This is a genomic window from Devriesea agamarum, from assembly GCF_900070355.1.
Lineage (GTDB): Bacteria > Actinomycetota > Actinomycetes > Actinomycetales > Dermabacteraceae > Devriesea > Devriesea agamarum.
Window position 1 is genome coordinate 192,202 of record NZ_LN849456.1, and the last position, 19,714, is coordinate 211,915.

General features: G+C 61.0%; 14 protein-coding genes and 1 rRNA gene. 14 read left to right on the plus strand and 1 reads right to left on the minus strand.

All coding sequences use genetic code 11. The features are described from left to right. The first annotated feature begins 82 nt into the window (after positions 1–82). From rrf to BN1724_RS00900, 14 genes are all read left to right on the plus strand, one after another. Positions 83–199, plus strand: a 5S ribosomal RNA gene (gene rrf, locus BN1724_RS00825). Positions 200–1,117: 918 nt separating this feature from the next. Further along, entirely contained in the window at positions 1,118–1,798 is a 681-nt protein-coding gene (locus BN1724_RS00830) for a hypothetical protein (RefSeq protein ID WP_157085698.1), read from the plus strand. After that, positions 1,795–4,452 carry a hypothetical protein gene (locus BN1724_RS12780; protein WP_157085699.1) on the plus strand — a complete coding sequence of 886 codons (2,658 nt, stop codon included), beginning with the start codon at positions 1,795–1,797 and terminating at the stop codon, positions 4,450–4,452. Before BN1724_RS00830 ends, BN1724_RS12780 begins: the two co-directional genes overlap by 4 nt. After that, entirely contained in the window at positions 4,449–5,504 is a 1,056-nt protein-coding gene (locus BN1724_RS00850) for an HAD-IIA family hydrolase (protein ID WP_058233854.1), read from the plus strand. Before BN1724_RS12780 ends, BN1724_RS00850 begins: the two co-directional genes overlap by 4 nt. A gap of 31 nt (positions 5,505–5,535) precedes the next feature. Further along, a complete protein-coding gene (locus tag BN1724_RS00855) occupies positions 5,536–6,390 on the plus strand; it encodes a TlyA family RNA methyltransferase (RefSeq protein ID WP_084252632.1) in 855 nt (284 codons plus the stop codon). Continuing rightward, positions 6,387–7,328, plus strand: a complete 942-nt coding sequence (locus tag BN1724_RS00860; RefSeq protein WP_058233855.1) for an NAD kinase — start codon at positions 6,387–6,389, stop codon at positions 7,326–7,328. Before BN1724_RS00855 ends, BN1724_RS00860 begins: the two co-directional genes overlap by 4 nt. Continuing rightward, positions 7,328–9,169 carry a DNA repair protein RecN gene (locus BN1724_RS13020; RefSeq protein WP_058233856.1) on the plus strand — a complete coding sequence of 614 codons (1,842 nt, stop codon included), beginning with the start codon at positions 7,328–7,330 and terminating at the stop codon, positions 9,167–9,169. The genes BN1724_RS00860 and BN1724_RS13020 overlap by 1 nt, the downstream gene beginning before the upstream one ends. Then, positions 9,166–10,344: a putative cytokinetic ring protein SteA gene (gene steA / locus BN1724_RS00870; protein WP_058233857.1), complete on the plus strand. Its 1,179-nt coding sequence runs from the start codon at positions 9,166–9,168 to the stop codon at positions 10,342–10,344. The genes BN1724_RS13020 and steA overlap by 4 nt, the downstream gene beginning before the upstream one ends. Before the next feature lie 6 nt (positions 10,345–10,350). Next, positions 10,351–11,466: a copper transporter gene (locus BN1724_RS00875; protein ID WP_058233858.1), complete on the plus strand. Its 1,116-nt coding sequence runs from the start codon at positions 10,351–10,353 to the stop codon at positions 11,464–11,466. Next, positions 11,463–12,338, plus strand: coding sequence for a hypothetical protein (locus BN1724_RS00880; RefSeq protein WP_058233859.1), 876 nt, complete (start codon positions 11,463–11,465; stop codon positions 12,336–12,338). The genes BN1724_RS00875 and BN1724_RS00880 overlap by 4 nt, the downstream gene beginning before the upstream one ends. Further along, the gene (gene murJ / locus BN1724_RS00885) at positions 12,272–14,215 is read left to right on the plus strand and encodes a murein biosynthesis integral membrane protein MurJ (protein WP_157085700.1); all 1,944 of its coding nucleotides are present in this window, start codon (positions 12,272–12,274) and stop codon (positions 14,213–14,215) included. The genes BN1724_RS00880 and murJ overlap by 67 nt, the downstream gene beginning before the upstream one ends. Before the next feature lie 11 nt (positions 14,216–14,226). Further along, the gene (locus tag BN1724_RS13235) at positions 14,227–15,576 is read left to right on the plus strand and encodes a glycosyltransferase family 4 protein (RefSeq protein WP_172797055.1); all 1,350 of its coding nucleotides are present in this window, start codon (positions 14,227–14,229) and stop codon (positions 15,574–15,576) included. Continuing rightward, positions 15,573–17,357 carry a CTP synthase gene (locus tag BN1724_RS00895; protein ID WP_084252634.1) on the plus strand — a complete coding sequence of 595 codons (1,785 nt, stop codon included), beginning with the start codon at positions 15,573–15,575 and terminating at the stop codon, positions 17,355–17,357. The genes BN1724_RS13235 and BN1724_RS00895 overlap by 4 nt, the downstream gene beginning before the upstream one ends. A 9-nt stretch (positions 17,358–17,366) precedes the next feature. Continuing rightward, positions 17,367–18,125 carry an NUDIX domain-containing protein gene (locus BN1724_RS00900; RefSeq protein WP_084252635.1) on the plus strand — a complete coding sequence of 253 codons (759 nt, stop codon included), beginning with the start codon at positions 17,367–17,369 and terminating at the stop codon, positions 18,123–18,125. Positions 18,126–18,323: 198 nt separating this feature from the next. Here BN1724_RS00900 and BN1724_RS00905 read toward each other — a convergent pair whose 3' ends face one another. After that, positions 18,324–19,559, minus strand: coding sequence for a ribonuclease D (locus BN1724_RS00905; RefSeq protein WP_231928109.1), 1,236 nt, complete (start codon positions 19,557–19,559; stop codon positions 18,324–18,326). Positions 19,560–19,714: the final 155 nt, after the last annotated feature.

Genomic DNA, 19,714 nt, shown 5'->3' on the forward strand with positions numbered 1-19,714 from the left:
CGCGTCTGCTGTGTGGTTCTTGGATTGCACTTCCTGGTTGCTGGCCTGTGGGTTGGTGGTGGGGTGTGGTTGTGTATAGTGTTACGGCGGTCATAGCGTTGGGGAAACGCCCGGTTCCATTCCGAACCCGGTAGCTAAGCCTGATTGCGCCGATGGTACTGCACTCGGGAGGGTGTGGGAGAGTAGGTAGCCGCCGGACTTCTTTTTTGGGGAGGGGTGTGGGGTGTGGGATCCTGGAGAGGGTTTTGTGCTTCATGCTCCTTTTCTTTTTGTGTGGGGTGTGGGGGTGGAGACACCCTCACACACCGGCCTAAAAGCCACAAGTGTGCTGTTTCAACGCGAGCTCTCTGGTAATCGACCGCATCTCATGATCTGAGGTGCGGTTTTTTATTGCTTTACATCGAATAGGGGTGGGCGCTGTCGCTCCAGTAGCCCTATTTCCTGCAGACACAATACGCACGGCGCAAAGCTAGATGTGAATATCTGAAAATAGGTCTAAATAGCCGCAGAGCAACGATCTCTACACGGTTAGGCCAATTACACCTTCACATCAATCCTGCGTGATCGACCTCGCTCGGACTATACGTCGTCCTCCAGTTTTCCCGTAATCGCACAGTACGTTCTCTTCGGTCTCGATAGTGCGTCCACTTGGGTCGCGATAGTGCATCCAGGTCAGCCTCGATTGAGCCCAGGCTCCGGTGGTTCGGTACCGCGTCAAACAATGGCACCCAGCACCCAGCACCCAGCACCCAGCACCCAGTACCCAGCACCCAGGACTCAGGACATAGCGCACGGCATATAGCGATCTGCCGCACGTCGACGCACAGGCGTCAGATCGCGATGCGCAGGTAGCCGCGCTCGACTCGATCATCCATCTCTATTCGCGCTCGGTTCCCTAGGTGTTGCCTAGAACACCCCAAAGATGTCCTCGCGTGGCCCACATCGCGCCCTCAAGGTGAATGCTGTCACCAAACCGCCGCGAAGGTGCTAGGGGCATCCCCACATGGCTTAGCGTTGAACTAAAGACTCGAATAGCGAAAAGGTTGGCCAGTAGGCCACGGGGGAGGACACGTGACGTACGACCACGACGCAGCCGCGTCGAAAGGCCAAGGCGACCTTGGGTCGAGACACCCTCAACGATCAGGAAAACCCTATCGGAATAACGACCGCGACGGTTGGCGAGCGGGTGATCAAAAACGCGGCGGACGTGATGACTACCGCGGTCGTAAAGGATCGTTTGCGGGTGAAGAATCAAAGGAGCGCCGCACCTGGTCCAGCCGTGATGAACGAGGCCAAGGCAATCGGGACCGTCGATATTCCGACCCTGGAAACAGGAATGAAGGGCGTTCATCGGATCGAAATGATCGCGGTTATGGCCGGGACCAGCGGGGATCATATCGCGGAGATTCCTCATACGACCGCCGCAGTGGTTCGTACGACCGTCGAGGACGTTCGGGGGAGCGGGGAACCCAGCACAATAACCGGTTCGGGAATTCCAGGTATGGGGCAGATGATGGCCCCAAAAACGAATCCCGTAACCACAACTGGGCCAATGATCGCCGAGACTCATCATCGCGTTCAGACTCTAGCTATCGTCGCGATGACCGTCGCTACTCGGGCGAGAAACGAGACTTTGAACAGTCTCGCGGCGATCGGAACCAAAATACGTACCGGAATGATCGCGGTGAGCGCACAGAACGGTATGGACGTTCTGAACGAACCCGCGGTGAGGGGCATGGTTTCGCACGGGGTTGGAATCATGACTCGTCGCAGAGCCCCCGATCTCATCGTGATGTGAATAACGAACGAGGGGATCGACGAGGCTCCTGGCGAGACTCGGATCGACAGAACGGTCGTTCTTTCCGTGCCGGGAAAACTCGCGACTTCGCTAAAGACTCCCGAAGTGGGGAATATCGAGACCGCCAATGGGGTCGTGATGACTCGCGCCCACAGAATCGATACGGCAGCAAAAACGACCGTCGTTTTAGCGGCGAAGATCGTCCGCGGTATGGCGGACGTGAATGGGATCGCCCGTACGGTGATCGGCGCGAGCGGTCCGGCTACGGTGATCGTGGCCGCCAGGAGGATCGCTCAAAGCGACAAGATCGTGATAATCGGTATGGCCAGCGTTCTGATGATGACCGGTCGCGAGGAGGATTCCGTGACCGTGAGACAGGGCGCACCTGGACTAAAGGCTCCCAGCAGAACTCTCCCGGACCTCGTTCCTTTGATGCCCGTCAAACCCGTCCAGATGGGGCCCGGGACTGGGAAAAGCGGTCTCGTGATGATCGGGCCGCAAGGCGCGACAACCGGACGGCAACTCCGGACCGAGCAGCGCATCAAGATCACGATAAAGCGCCGTACGAGAATGATCGGTTTTCGTCGAAAGATCAGCGTTTCTCTGAGCGGCCTAATTCAGCTAGCAACTCCGACGAGGCGTATACCTCTGAAGAGTCACCTCAGGGAGCCGATAAGCCGGTTCAACGGGTCGATCAACCCGATAAAACCGCGCAGAATGAGAGCGCTGTCACCTCACCCTCGCAAAATGACGGGGCCACAAGTAGTTCCGAGGCATCCTCACCGGATGACACCCGACATGGCGATGACCGCGATGTGAAGCACTCTCAGGACGATCAGGAATCAAAATCTCGCGAGTTTAGACATGACTCACGAGAGCGCTGGTCGGATCGCTCGCGTGGAACGGCTCATCTGTCTCGAAGGCCTGATCACTCGCATGGATCTGATGGCGTCCGCGGATCGGATCGTCCATCTCGAGGGTCGGATTATTCGCATGACTCGGATCGCTCGCGTGGTTCAGGTTATTCGCGCGGTTCGGACCGCACCCAGAGATCGGACCGTCCCTGGGGATCGGGCCGCTCGCATGGCAGAGACGACCAGGACGGTCGTGATCGGTACCGAGATCGAAGCGAAGATAACCGTCGAGGCCGATTCCGCGATGACTCCTCGCAGAGCAGGCCGGGTCAGCGACGTCGGATGGCACGTCCGGATGAACCACTTGTTGATGAGGCGATTACCGGTCGGGAGCTCGACGGTGTTATCCGCGGCGAGCTGAGGGCATTGAGCAAAGAAACCTCGGAACGGGTTAGTCGGCACCTGGTGGCGACCTCCATGTACCTTGCCGACGGCAAATTCGAGGAGGCTTTCCAGCATTCACAGTTTGCGACCCGTCTGGCGGGGCGCGTGGGCGCTGTGCGAGAAATGCATGGCATTGTCTGCTATCAACTGGGTGAATACAGCGCTGCGCTGAAAGAACTGCGCACCGCGGTTCGGATCACCGGACGGCATGACCTCACCCCTATGATCGCGGACTGCGAGCGAGGTTTGGGGCGACCCGAACGCGCTTTAGACGTTGCGGCATCTGACGGCGCGGAAAAGCTGGATGCGGATGCCACGATCGAGCTGCTTGTCGTCGTGGCGGGAGCATATGCGGACATGGGTGACCTCGAAACAGCGTTGAAAACGCTTGAGGTGCCCGCGCTGCGCCATAAAGTCGATGGACAGTGGAAAGTGCGACTTTGGGTTGCCTACGCGAAATTATTGAAGGTCGCAGGTCGGCACGATGAAGCGCACAAATGGCTCACCCTCGCGGCTGATGCGGACACCGATGGGCTGACCGATGCCGCCGTCCAACTAGGCCGCCCTGCCCCCGAAATTCCGGATGTTCCGTGGCTGGACGACGAGCGGATATCGGTCCTCGACGTCTACGAGGATGAACCGACGGAGGATGACTGCGCGGAAGACGAGGGTTTGGAGGACACCTCTTCCCACGCTGAAGCCTCGGAGGTCGACGAAACCCCAGAAGACTCGGCATCGGAAGACGAGCCTTCGCAGGTTGAGGCCACGGATAAGGCATCAGAAGATGTGTCTTTAGACGGTGAGACGCTGGAAGAAGAGGACATCACCGGACGCTCTTTGTCGGACGAGGATATGTCGGATGCCGAAATCTGTGACAAAGAGAACGCCTCAGACGGCGAGGTGACGGACGCCCATACCCCCGACTACGTCGAAGCTGAAGAAAACGCTTCCGCTGATGAACCTCATCATCTCGATGAGGACGGATGCGGAGAGGCCGAGAAGGACTTGTCGGATCAAGATGCGCCCGAAGCCGAAGCCGAAGCCGAAGCCAAAGTTGAGGCTGACGCCGAGGTCGAAGCTGCTGCTGAAGCCAAGGCCGAGGTACATGCTGCCGTCGCCCGCGACGAGGTTGCCCCCGACGATATCTCTGAAGCCGCCGCTACAAAGTCCCAGGATGATGCGGCGGGTAGCTCAGATCACCATGACATCATGAACGCGGACAACGGCCCTTCAGACGGTGATCACACGACCTCGCTACACAATCGTCACGACGTAGCCGATGGTCTGGAAGCAGCCCAGGAGCCCCCTAGCCCCGGTCCTCAGGCCGTGCAACAGCGCAAGGAGATGGATGCATGAAAGCTCAGTCGCTCCCGATCCTTACGGAATACGACGCCCTGCTCCTGGACCTCGACGGATGCGTGATGCATGGATCGCGGCCCATCGACGGCGCAGCGAGCGGAGTTGCTAAAGCCCGAGAGGCTGGCCGACACATTGCATTCGTCACAAACAATGCCTCTCGCACCCCTGATCAGGTAATCGCCCACCTAGAAACGGTTGGCGTGATCGGTACCCCTGATGAAGTGACCTCCTCGCCACAGGTTGCCGTTCACATTTTGCGTGAACAGCACGGCGACGGGGCGCGAGTGCTGGTGATCGGTGGTGACTCGCTCGCTAGCGAACTGTCCGCTGCCGGACTGGTTCCCGTGCGCAGTGCCGATGAGCAGCCGGTCGCGGTAGTGCAAGGCTGGTCCGCCGACGTCGATTGGGCGCAGCTTGCCGAAGGTGCCTACGCGATTGGGGCCGGAGCGTCCTATGTCGCTACCAACACCGACCTCACTTTGCCAACCGAACGGGGAATGGCGCCCGGTAATGGTTCCCTGGTGGCTGCGCTGCGAGCAGCCACCGGTAAAGATCCGATTGTCGCGGGCAAGCCGCAACCTGAGATTTTCCGGGTGGCGGCCTCACGATGCGGCGCCCGTTCACCGCTGATCGTCGGGGACCGACTCGACACCGATATTGAGGGTGGCCAGCGGGCAGACATGGATTCTGCCCTAACGCTCACCGGGGTATCGACCATTCTCGACGCCTTATATGCCCTGCCTATTCAACGGCCTACCCACCTCATCCAAACCCTCGATGAGCTGCATACCGCGATTCCGCGCCCGGTGGTCACGGAGAATAGGGCGGTGTGCGGAGCCGCCTCAGCACTCCTCGTCGATGAGCACACCATTGAACTCAGTGGGGCCGATTTTTACCCAGCGCAGGGATCAGCTTCTGAACCGGTTCCGGGTATGTCAACTGCGCGTGCCACCCTCGCCTTAATTGCCAGCCAGTTCCCCCACCGTGCGTTTGTCGGTCGGCTCGTGGATGCCCAGGGGCGCGAGGTGACGGCTTTTCACGGAAACTAGGTGATCTTGACACCATGAGGTGGGATCGGGCATGAGACTAGATAAAGCCCTCGCGGAGCAGGGCTATGCGCGGTCGCGCAGCCATGCCCAGCAGATCCTTGCCGAAGGGCGGGTGCGGGTGGATGGAGCCGTCATCACTCGCGCAAGCACGAAGGTGGCACCTGGATCCGTGCTAGACGTGGTCGATGTTCCGGACGGAATTGAGTACGCCTCTCGCGGCGCGCACAAGCTTCTTGGAGCACTCGAGCTGTTTCACGTCGATCCGTCGGGCCGCGTGTGCGCCGATGCTGGAGCCTCCACCGGAGGTTTCACTGATGTTCTCCTGCGGCGTGGAGCCCGGCGTATTCATGCTATCGACATAGGACACGATCAGCTCGATCCTAGGGTGCGCGCCGATACTCGGGTCGTGGTGCACGACGGTATCAATATCCGGGGCCTTCACCAGGATTCGCTCGGAGAATTGGTGTCACTGGTGGTCGCCGACCTATCTTTCATCTCATTGACGCTAGTACTTAAGCCGTTGACAAATCTCTGCGCACCCGGTGCAGATCTCCTCTTGATGGTCAAACCGCAATTTGAAGTGGGGCGGGAAAGCATCGGTCGCACCGGTGTCGTCACAGATCCGCAACGGCAATGCGAAGCAGTCACCGCAGTGGTGCATGCAGCAGAGAGCGTTGGACTGCACATGCACGGCATCGGAAGCAGCCCGCTTCCCGGGCAGGACGGGAACCGAGAGTTCTTTCTTCACCTCATCGAGCCCACTATGCACAGTGAAGCGGGTTACCCTCGAATGTCGGCTCGGTATGACATGATCACCGATGTGGTCTTCGGTCGGAGACCGGTTGACATCCTGGACGACGGGTTGAGAAGGGGAGAAGTGCGGTGAGGCGTTTTCTGCTGTATGCCCACACGGGTCGGGAAGCCGCACTGCGGGCGATGGCGACGGTCGTCGCAGAAATGCAAGCCCGCCAGATCCAGCCCATTTTGATTGACACCCAGGCTGACGATATTAGAGAAGCATGCTGTGGCTTACAGCTGTCCGGTCTGCGCGAAGCTCTTGAGGACGGCACCATCGACGTGGTGACCGCTCCCCACGCCTCTGACCTCGTGGAGCTCGCGATTGTGCTCGGCGGGGACGGCACGATTTTGCGTGCGCTCGAAGTGGTGCGGCGTGCTGATATTCCCGTGCACGGCGTTAACCTCGGCCATGTCGGGTTCCTCGCCGAAAGCGAAGTGAAAGACCTCCGTGAGACTGTACGACGAATGATCGACGGAGCCTACGAAATCGAAACCCGCACCACCCTAGATGTGCAGGTGTTTGATCGTGGGGGGACTGTCAGGACGGAATGGGCGCTGAACGAGGCCGCGCTTGAAAAAGCTGACCGGCAAAAAATGGTCAGCGTCGTGCTCGAAATCGATGGCCGTCCCGTCAGCTCCTTTAACTGCGACGGTGTTTTACTGTCCACCTCTACCGGATCGACCGCGTACGCCTTCTCTGCCGGAGGGCCCGTGATCTGGCCGGATGTCGATGCGTTCGTTGTGGTTCCGTTGGCTGCACATGCGCTGTTTGCTCGACCCCTGGTGCTCGGCCGTTCCTCCCAGGCAGCCGTTGAGCTCACCGACGACAACACCACCGGTGCCATGCTCACCTTGGACGGGCGCCGAAGCATCCCCATCTGCAACGGCACCCGGGTCGAAACCAAGATTTCTGATGTGCCGGTACGCCTCGTCCGTCTAAGTCCTAAGCCATTTGCTGACCGCCTCGTGTCAAAGTTCAAACTGCCGGTAGCGGGTTGGCGAGGGCGGATCGCGGAGGGGACCTAATGCTTGCGTCCCTCAGAATCCGTGGCATCGGAGTTATAGACGATGCCACACTCGAGTTTGGTCCGGGGTTTACAGCGCTCACCGGTGAAACAGGCGCGGGAAAGACCATGATCGTCACCGGTCTTGCCATGCTGCTGGGTGCGCGTCTCGATGGCCGCCGAATGCGTGGCGGCAGCAGCGTAGAAGGCAGAATCCGCCTGGATGCAGCGGCGCTCACGCCCCAGGCCGAGCCATCGTCAACGAAAGCTGAACCATCGTCAACGCCAACTGACCCATCGGCAGCGAAGGCTGAGCAACCTACATCACAGGCCGAGAACGTCGAGGCACAGGGCGGGCAATCGTCACTGAACGGCATGGCGCTTATGCAGTGGTTGGACGAACTCGGGGCTCAGCTCGACGACGATGAACTCCTGGTATCTCGACGCGTCACGCGCGAAGGGCGATCCCGAGCCCATATTGGCGGTGCATCCGCACCAGTCGCCACGCTCGGCACCCTTCTCAACGGGTTGGTTACCCTCCATGGTCAGGCTGACCAAATGCGGCTGCGAGATGCTGACCAGCAACGAGACCTACTCGACGCCTACGCGGGGCCCAGTGCTCTTCAGCTGCGTAAAAACCATGCGGCGGCCCATCAGCGGTTGCGAGCACTCAGCTCTGAACGCGCTCGACTCGAGGACGTTATGGCACGCCGAGCCGACAGAAGCGCCATCTTGAGGTCAGCTCTCGACCGGATGGAAAAAATCGGTGCGGTGCCCGGTGAAGTGGCTGACCTCGAACGCGAAGCACGTAGGCTGACCCATGCGGTGGACCTGACTGCCGACGCCGCCCTTGTCGCTGATCTTCTGGTTGCCGATGACGGCCCATGCATTGCAAGCCATGTCGACCAGGCGGTTGACCGCGCTCGGGCAGCGGCCCAGATGGATGAGGCCTTCATCGACATCGCCGACCGTCTCGAAAGTATGCGTGTTGAGGTATCTGACCTCGCCTCGACGGTGCGGCGTTTGGGCGAGGACGTGGAGGCATCTCCGGGGCGACTGGATGACGTCAACGAACGGCTGCACGATCTATCCGTGCTCGTGCGCGACCTTGGACCACTGTTCGGCGGCAGCTCCGACCTTGACTCACTGCTCGCCGCGTCCGGCGATGCCGCTATCGAGCTCGCCACCTTGGATGACGCGGATAAAGACCTTGAACGGGTCAACGCTGATCTCGATGCCACGCGAGAAGAACTAGATCGCATTGGTGGGGAGCTGCACGATGTGCGTCGGGACGCTGCCGACCGGTTAGCAACGGCTATCCAAGATGAGTTAGCGATGCTGCTGATGCCCGACGCTAAAGTCACCATCGCCGTGGACGAAGGACCAGTGCGTGAGCATGGGCGCGATACGGTAACGCTTTTACTCGCCCCGCATCCAGGAAGCGAGGCGATGCCGGTGTCGGCAGCGGCTTCCGGTGGCGAGCTATCCCGAGTCATGCTCGCTATGGAAGTGGCGCTCGCCGGAGCAGCGCACCGAGACGGTCACCAGATGCCGGTGTTTGTATTTGACGAAATCGACGCCGGAATCGGTGGACGAGCAGGCCGCGCTGTGGGGGAAAGACTCGCCAGACTCGCTCATCACGCCCAGGTCATCGTCGTCACCCACCTTCCGCAGGTGGCGGCATTCGCTGATACCCACCTGCGCATTGTTAAGCATTCGGCTGGTGAGCACACCGCATCCACCGTCGAACCCCTAAGCACCGAGGAACGGGTCGAGGAGCTCGCCCGGATGCTCGCTGGGGATGCTGCCTCCGATGCGGCACTGACCCATGCGCGCGAGCTCTTGCAGGAGGCCACAGCATGACCGTGGCTGTGCGGGGTGTGGCCCGAGTCGGCCGTCGCACCAAAGACCTCACCTCACGGGTGGCGGCGGGTGACATTGTGGTGATCGACCACGAAGACCTCGACCGGGTTGCCGCCGAGGCACTGGTAGAACGCGCCCCCACTGCGGTATTAAACGCGTCCCGTTCGATCTCCGGCCGCTACCCCAACCTCGGCCCGAAGATTCTGGTTGATGCAGGGATCCTCCTGCTCGATCACCTCGGACCAGACGTGATGACAGCTATCCCCGATGGCGCCACCGTGGACATTAACGGACAGACTGTGCTGGTCGATGACACCCCGATTGCCAGTGGCACCGTCATGGACCTACAGGACGTTGAGCAGGCTATGGAAGATGCTCGGGCTGGCCTCAACCATCAGCTTGAGCTTTTTGCCGAGAACACCATGTCCTACATGCTCAAAGAACGGGATCTTTTACTCGACGGAGTTGGTGTCCCGGATATCCGTACCCCGCTCAAAGGGCGGCAAGTTCTTATCGTGGTGCGCGGTTACCACTACAAAGAAGATCTCCACGCGCTGCGCTCGTACATCCGGGAAAACCGCCCTGTGGTGATCGGGGTCGATGGCGGCGCCGATGCTGTGGTGGAAGCCGGTTACCGGGTCGACATGATTATCGGAGACATGGATTCGGTTTCTGATCGCACTCTTGCCTCCGGCGCAGAACTCATTGTTCACGCCTACCGGGACGGACGGGCGCCGGGACTCGAGCGCTTAGAAAGCCTCGGGGTTGCTGAGCAGGCGGTTATCTTCCCCGCGTCGGGAACCAGCGAAGACATCGCCATGTTGCTCGCTGACGAAAAAGGCGCGACCGTTATTGTCGCGGTCGGCACCCACGGCACACTCGTAGAATTCCTCGACAAGGGGCGGGCGGGAATGTCCTCGACGTTCCTGACGCGTCTGAGGGTAGGCTCCAAACTGGTGGACGCTAAAGGAGTATCCCGTCTGTATCGTCAGCGAATCTCGACGGCGCAGCTGACGATGCTCGCCCTCGCGGGGCTTTTGGCACTGCTCGTGGCGCTATGGTCCACCCCGGGAGGGCAGGCTCTGTTCCAGATTCTGGGCGCCCGGGTAGATGACATCGTCAATTTCTTTACGTCTCTGTTCGCTGCACACATCAACTCCTCATTGGAGGTCTAATAGCCCGTGATTGACTTTCGCTACCACGTGGTCTCGCTGATCTCCGTTTTTCTCGCGCTCGCTGTCGGCATCGTGCTCGGCGCTGGGCCACTGAAGGAATCGCTCGGGGCTCAGCTTGCCCAACAGGTTGAACAGTTGCGCACAGAAAAAGAGACTCTGCGGGCGACTGCCGATCAGCGCACCCGCGAAAATGATGCAATGTCCAGCTTCATCGTCAAGTCTGGGCCGCAGCTCCTCGGGGATCGGCTCAATGACCAGACCGTGGTGCTGGTGGCGGATGATCAGTCGATTCGCAAACCCGTCGACGAAATCGACACCCTCATTCAAGGAGCGGGCGGTCGGGTACCAGTCCGTCTGGTTGTCACCCAGAAACTGTGGGATCCAGCTCAGGAGTCTGCGCGCACCTCTGCTCTGGCATCCATCCATCAGAAAGTACCGAGTCTTTCCCTCCCTTCTGATTCAACCTCGAGAGCGCTCGCCACGGCCATTGGCATTGCGTTAGGCGGGGGCACAGCAATTGATCTTCCGACCCGGCAGAGCATTCTCAATACCCTCGCGGAACAGGGCATGGTTGCGATCGACGGCAACTTAACCGGGATACCTGATGGGGCGGTGTACGCGACGGCTGATCCCGCACAGTTTCAAGTGCCCGGGGATGACTCGCAGACCGCAGCGAAGCGAGCGTCCTCCCTGGGACTAGTGCAAACCTCCCTGGTTACTCGGCTATCAACGGACCGGCACCCCCTTGTGGTGGCGGGTGTGTCACCGGCATCAGACGATGTGGGTCTGTTGCGCACGTTGCGCACGGATGAAACCTACATCGGAGTCAGCACCGTCGATGGCTTAGACCGCGCTGACGGCCAGGTGGTCTCCACGATGGCGCTGGTGGAGCGGCTGCGTGGACGCGCCGGAGACTACGGCACATCCACCGGTGCCCGTGGACGGCTACCCGATCTCGCAACGCTGCCGGCACCGTCAAACCATCCTGATGCAGACAAGAGCCAACCCAATCCCCGGGGCGAGGATGGCAAAGCTCAGGACCGAACTGGCGGAGAGAACCCGCCCGGATCAGCTGAACCGTCTGGACATGGAACCGGCGCGACATCGGGGACGACGCCGTGAGCGCATCCCGCCGGAGCACCGCCACCGCGATAGTCATAGCGTCCCTCGCCACCGCGGGACTTCTCGCTGCTAGTCGTCACATGCCCCGGCGTGTGAAGAAACTGCTGACCAGACGCAACCATGCGGGGGAGTCTGTCACCCTGACTGAGGGCGTGGCCGTGGCTGCTGCCGGTCCGGTTGCGCTCGCTGCCAGTGGCCGCATGATTGAAGCGTTTACTGTCGGGGCAACCGGTGCACTCGGGCTCATCGATGACGTTGTCGAATATGAACTCGTCCAACGCGGACGCCATCGCGCTCAGAAGGGGCTGGCCGGGCACCTCGGTGCGATCCGTCGGGGATCTTTGACCACAGGTGGACTTAAAGCAATTGGTATCCCGGTGCTGTGCATGGTTGCGGCGAGTGTTCGTCCTCAGCGGCGGTGGCGCTACGTTCTGTTGGATGCGGGCGTGATGGCCGGTATGGCGAACTGCGCCAATCTTTTTGATCTGCGTCCGGGTCGTGCGCTTAAGGTCATGCTGCCGCTAGCTGCCCTCACACTCGGGGGTCGGGCCACGCCTGATAGTGACCCTCGGCGAACAGACGCAGCTGCGATTGTCCTCGGTACGGGGCTGACGGTGTGTCCGATGGATATACGCGCTCGTGGAATGCTTGGCGATGCCGGGGCGAACACTCTCGGTGCTCTCACCGGCCTCGGCGTTGTCGATCGTCTCGGTCCGCGCGGCCGGGCGGTGGTGCTGGCGGTGCTAGTCGCGATCACGATTGCGAGCGAAAAGGTGAGCTTCAGCGCGCTGATAGAGTCCACGCCGTGGCTGGCGCGCTTGGATGCCTTGGGGCGCCCCACCCCGCCGTCCTCGAACGGGTCACAGACGTGAGACAGGGGCCAGATTCCTCTGCGGCGACAACGGCTGCATCCAAGATGGAGGGTGATACCTCAGCCCCGGCCCGCATGGAGGAAACGGCGCAAAACGATCAGACCGAGCGGGCTGATAAGACGGCCCATGAGGCTGCTGTCTCTCGATCTGGTGACCGCAGGCGGGTGCTGCTCGGTTTGGTCGGAGCTGCCGGTTTAGTAGCCGCGGTAACCCTGCTTGCTCGGATCGCGGGACTCGCACGCTACCTGGTCTTTGGAACCAGCATCGGTGCTGGCCCGGTCGGTACGGCCTATTCGTCGGCAAATCTCCTCCCGAATATTCTGTTTGAAGTTGCTGCCGGGGGAGCGCTAGCGGCCACGGTCATTCCGCTGGTCGCGACGACTCTGGCGCACCCCAATCAACGCCCCGCACACGACGTTGAAACCAGCGCACCCAAGCGGACCCGGGGCGCATGGACTGCTACCGACCAAACCATGTCCGCCCTGCTGACCTGGATGCTGGCCCTGCTCATCCCACTGGCTGCCATCATGGACATGTGTGCGGGACCCCTTTCACGTCTGGTGCTCGGGACGGGAACTGACACCATCGACGATGCGTCAACTGTTGCACTTGGCGCCCGGCTGATCGCAGTGTTCTCCGTCCAGCTTCCGCTGTACGGCATATCCGTGCTCCTCGGCGCATACCTACAGGCCAGACGGAAATTTTTCTGGCCTGCGCTGGTGCCACTGCTATCGTCATTGGTGGTGATGGCGACCTACCGTTTCTACGCTGCGACGGCAGCTGCTGGAGCAAGCCCAGCCACTTTGAAACCTGCTGCGGAGTTTTGGCTCGGATGGGGTACGACCGCGGGGGTGGTGGTTCTCGCGGTGCCGTTGATTGTTCCGGCTTGGCGCAGCGGCTTGCGGGTGCGTCCGACGTTGCGGTTTCCTCAGGGGTTCGCGCGTCGTGCGGTGCGTCTTGCGACGGCGGGGCTCGGGGCGGTGGTTGCGCAGCAGGGCGCCACCATGGTGGTGTTGATGCTTGCTATGCGCGCCGGAGGGGTAGGAACCCTGCCGGTGTATCAGTACGCGCAAAGCGTGTATCTTCTGCCCTACGCCATTTTGATTGTTCCGCTGTTGACCAGTGTCTTTCCCCATTTGTCATCGCTAGCTGCGCGCAGTGACACGGTTGAGTTTGCACGCACCGGTGGCGCCAGTGTGCGCATTGCGCTTGGGCTGGGGGCGCTCGGCATGGCGGCGCTGGTCGGTGCAGCCCCGGCAGTCGAACAGTTTTTCCATCGCATCGACCGCGACGGCGCAGTCGGGGTGGGCGCGGCGCTGGCTGCACTGGCTCTCGGTCTCATCGGGTACGGGTGCGCTATGACCTGCACTCGGATTCTGGCCGCGGTGGATCGTACTAATGATGCCCTGCTGGTTGGATCTATCGGTTGGGTGATAGGCGCCGTGCTGATTTTGTTGCTCGTCTTGCCCTCACCCGGACGTCAGCCCGCAGGTGCCGCGGTGGCGTTTGGTCTGTGTTTGAGCATCGGCATGATGGTGGCAGGTCAGGTGGGTATAGCGCGGGTTAAGGATGTGCTCACTGTGCCGGGGGTTAATCCTCGGCTCGGTCGAGCGGTGTTTGCTGCATGCGCAGCTGCTGTGGTCGGTGCGGTTGCCGGCTACGCGGTGAGCAGGCCTTTGATCAGTGCGGCGACTCAGCTGCCCGCGAGTATTGCGGTTGGGATTTTGGCTGGCCTTGCCTCCTTGATCTGTGCCACCGGGGTTTTATTGCTGATTGACCGCCGCCTCGCAATGGCTGTGGTGCGGCGGGGTGTCGATGGCCCATCCCGTTCGCTTTCGCGCCGCAGAGCTACCCGGGATCGAGTCGCATCGCGATGAGAGTCGTGCAGGTGTGTCCGCCGGCCGCCGGAGGCTTGCTCGCGCATGTCCGGATGGCCTGCGTGGAACTGACTCGCGCCGGGCAGGCCGTGACCTTAGCGGCCCCAGATGCCGTCTACGGTGACCACGCCGACTACGACACCGTGGTGGTCGGTATCGCATCGAGCCCGTCTCCTCGGGCTGATCTGGCGGCTGTGCGCACTCTGCGCAGTCTCGTGCGCGGCTGCGATGTCATGCATGCTCATGGCGTGCGTGCCGGTGCTCTCAGTGTGCTGGCGCGCCGACTCGTCGCCCGCGCACAGCGGCCCGCCCTGGTGGTCACGTTGCATAACAAAACAATTGGTTCATGGCCCACGCGAGTGATCGGACGCCTCCTTTCCCAGATTGTTGCCCGGGGCGCAGACCATATTCTCGCGGTATCTCCGGACCTTGTTGAAGACCAGCATCGACGCGGTGCGCGCAGCGTAGCTATCGCCTGTATTCCGGCTGAGCGGCCCGCCGGCATCCCCACGGCTTCCGATGTCGAGACCGGTTCCGACGTTAACACCGGTTCCGACGTTAAGACCTGTTTCGATGTCGAGACCGGTTCTGACGACGTCAATACTGCGTATGACGTTAAGACCGCGTCTAACGTCAGCATCGCTTCCGACCCGATGACGGCTTCCGGCCCGATGACGACTTCCGAACCTGTGATCGCTGACGACCCTGCATCCGTTGACGTCCCCTCGACTCTTGACGATCACCCAACAGCATCCGACTCGTGCACTCGGCCCCCGAATACACCTGACACGGGTGGTGAACACCGGCCCGTCACCGTTCTCGCTCTGGCACGGCTTGCCCCTCAAAAGAATCTCCCCATGCTCATACAGGCGGCGGCTGCCCTCAAGGACGACCCTGAGCTTGCCAATACCCGGGTCCTGGTTGCCGGCGACGGCCCACTGCGCGGTGCGCTCGAGCTCATGATTAGCGAACGCTCCGCACCGGTCACCCTGCTCGGTGCGCGCTCCGATGTGCCCGCCCTACTCGCGACAGCAGACCTCGTGGTCTCCACCAGCCTCTGGGAAGGGCAGCCGGTCGGTCTCCAAGAGGCTCTGCATGCGGGACGCCCGATACTGGCCACCGATGCTGGAGGTACGCGGGTAGTCACCGGCGATGCGGCCAGGCTGGTGCCAGTCGGCGACCAGAAGGCATTTACCGAAGCGCTCATCGAACTTGTGCGCGATCATGCACAGCGCCATCGACTCGCGCAGGCTTCTTATGGGCGGGCTTCGCACCTACCTCGTCGAGAGGATCTTGCAACACATCTCATGGAGTCCTATCGCACGGCGCGTCGGACCTTGTCGGTCCGTGCCCGCCGATGATAGATTCAAAATCCGTGGTAGAGCCCAAAAATCGCATCCAGTCCCGGTCCCAAGCGACCTCCTCTAAAACCCTCGCAACGAAATCATTTCGGGTACACGGTGTAACCCGGCATATTTTCGTCACCGGTGGTGTGGTGTCATCCCTCGGCAAGGGGCTGACCGCGTCATCCCTGGGAAGACTTCTCAAAGCCCGTGGCCTGAGCGTCACGATGCAAAAGCTGGATCCCTATCTGAACGTCGATCCCGGAACGATGAACCCGTTTCAGCACGGTGAAGTCTTCGTCACCGATGACGGCGCCGAAACCGACCTCGACATCGGCCATTACGAGCGTTTTCTCGACGAAAACCTATCGGCCGACGCCAACGTGACCACGGGGCAGATCTACTCCGGAGTGATCGCTAAGGAACGCAGGGGAGAGTACCTCGGCGATACGGTTCAGGTCATCCCGCACATTACCAATGCGATTAAAGAATCGATGCGTGCCCAAGCGGGCGACGGTGTAGACGTCATCATCACCGAAATTGGTGGCACCGTCGGCGATATCGAATCGCAGCCATTCCTTGAAGCTGCCCGGCAGGTTCGTCAGGATATCGGGCGCGACAACGTGTTTTTCATCCACGTTTCGCTGGTCCCGTTTATCGGCCCGTCACAGGAATTAAAGACCAAACCCACCCAGCATTCGGTTGCTGCTCTGCGCAGCATTGGTATTCAGCCCGACGCGATTGTTCTGCGGGCTGACCGCGAGCTGCCAGCTTCGGTGAAACACAAAATCTCGTCCATGTGTGACGTCGATATTGACGCCGTGGTGACGTGCCCCGATGCGCCATCCATTTACGACATTCCTCGGGTTATTCATTCCGAAGGACTAGATGCCTACGCCATCCGGCGTCTTGACCTGCTCAGCCATGATGTGGATTGGACGGATTGGGACGCGCTATTAGAAAAGGTTCACGCCCCGGAATACGACGTGACGGTCGGACTGGTCGGAAAATACATAGACCTGCCGGACGCCTACCTGTCGGTGACAGAAGCCTTGCGCGCAGGGGGGTTCCATCACGATGCGAAAGTGCACATCAAATGGGTTGCTTCAGACCTGTGCGATACTCCCTCAGGTGCCCATGAGCAGCTGAAAGACGTCGACGCGGTGTTGGTTCCCGGAGGGTTCGGGGTGCGCGGCTTGGACGGAAAAATTGGCGCCCTCACCTATGCCCGCGAACACAAAATCCCCACCCTGGGGATATGCCTGGGCCTGCAGTGCATGGTGATCGAATATGCGCGCACCGTTCTGGGCATCGAACAGGCCAACTCCTCGGAATTTGCTCCCGACGCTGCCGATCCGGTGATCGCGACCATGGCCGAGCAGCAAGATATCGTCGCCGGCGATGGGGACCTCGGTGGCACTATGCGGCTGGGACTGTACGCTGCGCGCCTGACCCCGGGCTCCGTGGTCGCGGAAACCTACGGTGCCACGGACGTGAGCGAGCGGCACCGCCACCGTTACGAGGTGAACAATGCCTATCGCGAGCGGCTTGAACAGGCGGGCTTTATGATCTCCGGGGTGTCCCCGGACCGCAGCCTCGTCGAATTTGTTGAACTTCCGCGCGATACCCATCCGTACTATGTCGCAACCCAGGCGCACCCTGAATTCCGCTCGCGTCCCACCAAGGCGCATCCGCTCTTTGCCGGTCTGATCGGGGCCGCCATCGAAGCGCAGCGGGCAACACGGTTGCTCGAGGTCCAGCGTGAAAAACCCGCGGCCCCCGCGACGGCACAGGACTGAGACGGCAAGATGGCTAAGGACAACGTGCACGCAAATCACAACAGGCCAGAGCGTGACAGGGCAGCCGACAAAGACAGCGGGCATAGCGTACCTGGTGATGCAGAACGCAAGCACAACACTTACGATCTGCGCGACCAATTGGGCAGGCGTCCCGTTTCCTCCCATGACCTCGTATTCCGGGGTGTGATCTGGGACATTGTCCGTGATCGCGTGGACTTTGCACCGGGTGTGAGGTTCACCCGCGAATACATGCGTCACACCGGTGCGGTCAGCGTGCTCGCGCTCGACGTGCGCGAGGGCATCGATCATGTTCTGTTGATCCGCCAATACCGGCACCCGGCGGGAATGACTTTCTGGGAACTTCCCGCCGGCCTGTTAGACATCGGCGGAGAAGCTCCCCATCTAGCGGCACGTCGAGAACTGCGTGAAGAAACCGGGCATGACGCCGACACTCTGCATGTTCTGCTGGATGTGTTCCCGACTCCGGGCGGCAGCGACGAGGCGATCCGTATTTTCCTTGCCACCGGAGTCATCGAAGCATCCGAGGACGGGTTCGAGCGTCGTGACGAAGAGTCGGAAATCGAGGTTCGCTGGTTCCCACTCCAGGATGTGGTCAGTGCAGCGTTGAGGGGAGACCTCGCGAACGGGACGATGTCGTCGGCAGTGCTCGCGCTCGCCGCGGTCAGAGCTCGGGGGATGTCATTCGATGATCTGCGCCCGGCAGATGCGCCTTGGGACCAGGCTCCTCGAATTCGGGGTCTGGCCTGAGCTTAGGGTGCACTGGCCCGAACCCACCATGCTTAAAATCCACGGTGCCCACCGGCCTGAGCCGCAATGGCTGCTGGGTATCGGCTAGATCCACTGGGGACGGGCATCTGATGCGGCTTGGGCCCGGCTACCCTGGGCTGGACATAGCCCGGGACTAGCCCGGCCCAATCTGAATTTAGTCAGGCGGTGTGGATTTAGTCAGGCGGTAGCGGGATGCTCGTCGCTACGGTGCGGGCCTTTAGCCTTCCCACTGCCGGGCAGGTCTTCGTCAGTCGGTGCTGCCTGTATCGCCTGATCGATAACCGGGGCTGCAATAGCTACCTGCCATGGACGCGCCCCCAGAGCATCGAGGGTGGTAGCAATTGTGTGCTCCGCCTGCGGTAAGGAATTCAGCTCGGTGCCATGCTCCCAGATCAGCGAGCGGACGATGGCCGGCGGGATCAGGTTCTCCTGCGGAAGGTTGAGCTTTTCTGCTTCAGCAGTAATCGCAGCACGCACCCGCGTCAAAATCTGAGCGCGTTCAGGATGTTTGCGTCCCCACAGCTTCGGCGGAGGCGGCACGACCGGCTCGGCTTTACCAGGCCAATGACAGGCAGGTAAATCCAAAGCTGACCGGATAGTGCGCCACCACACGTCAGCTCGAGAAAGCCGCTTCCCGATGCCCGACCCAAATTCCTCGCGAGATGCTGGCGGACGCGACGCGATGGCGATCAGCACGCGGTCATGTAAAACCCTATGCGGCGACAAATCTTCTGCACGGGCAATATCGTCGCGGCGAAGCCACAGTTCGCGCAGGACGGCAAGCTGCTGGGGCGAGACGAGCTTAGTGATCCCCTTGACATGTCGCCAGGCATCTGGTTTTGGAGCCTGGATACGGGCCCCATGGCGGACGAGGTGATCAAACTCCTGACGTGCCCATTCGTCTTTACCGGCCTGAATGAGGCGCTCTGCGAGCACGTTGCGCACCTTGACCAGAAGTTCCACGTCGAGTGCGGCGTAAGCCAACCATGGCTGGGGAAGCGGGCGACGCGACCAGTCCGCCGCTGAATGCTCTTTGGCGAGGCTCACCCCGATCGTGTCTTCCACCACGGCTCCCAAGCCCACCCGCGGCATCCCCAGCAGCCGCGCGGCAAGCTCGGTGTCGAACAGGGACGTAGGTACCAGATCGAGTTCGGCAAGGCAGGGAAGATCTTGACTTGCCGCGTGCAGAACCCACTCGCGTCCGGAAAGAACCCGGCGCAGCGTTGACGGTATAGCAAAGGCGAGGGGGTCAATGAGAGCGGTGCCAGCGCTGTCTGTGCGCAGCTGAATGAGATAGGCGCGGTGGCTGTAACGGAAACTGGATGCGCGTTCAGCGTCAATCGCGACGGGCTCGTCTGGCACTTTCTCAGCGGCTGCGCACCACTCCAGCAGAGGCTGAATGCGGTCGATCACCGGGGGAATCCCATCAGCGGGCTGCCGTAAATGGGGAAGCTCTATGGGTGCCGATGCAGTCGGCGAGTGGATGTCGGTGCGGTCGCGTGAAGGTTCAGAGCTTAGGTTCGGTGCTGTTGCCGAGACAGAACCGGATCGGTACGGTCCTTGACGGG

What these genes read in the sequence shown, in the direction of transcription:
- BN1724_RS00850 (WP_058233854.1), top strand. Translation starts at nt 4,449, where the DNA reads ATGAAAGCTCAGTCGCTCCCGATCCTTACGGAATACGACGCCCTGCTC.
- BN1724_RS00855 (WP_084252632.1), top strand. Translation starts at nt 5,536, where the DNA reads ATGAGACTAGATAAAGCCCTCGCGGAGCAGGGCTATGCGCGGTCGCGC.
- BN1724_RS13020 (WP_058233856.1), top strand. Translation starts at nt 7,328, where the DNA reads ATGCTTGCGTCCCTCAGAATCCGTGGCATCGGAGTTATAGACGATGCC.
- steA (WP_058233857.1), top strand. Translation starts at nt 9,166, where the DNA reads ATGACCGTGGCTGTGCGGGGTGTGGCCCGAGTCGGCCGTCGCACCAAA.
- BN1724_RS00895 (WP_084252634.1), top strand. Translation starts at nt 15,573, where the DNA reads ATGATAGATTCAAAATCCGTGGTAGAGCCCAAAAATCGCATCCAGTCC.
- BN1724_RS00900 (WP_084252635.1), top strand. Translation starts at nt 17,367, where the DNA reads ATGGCTAAGGACAACGTGCACGCAAATCACAACAGGCCAGAGCGTGAC.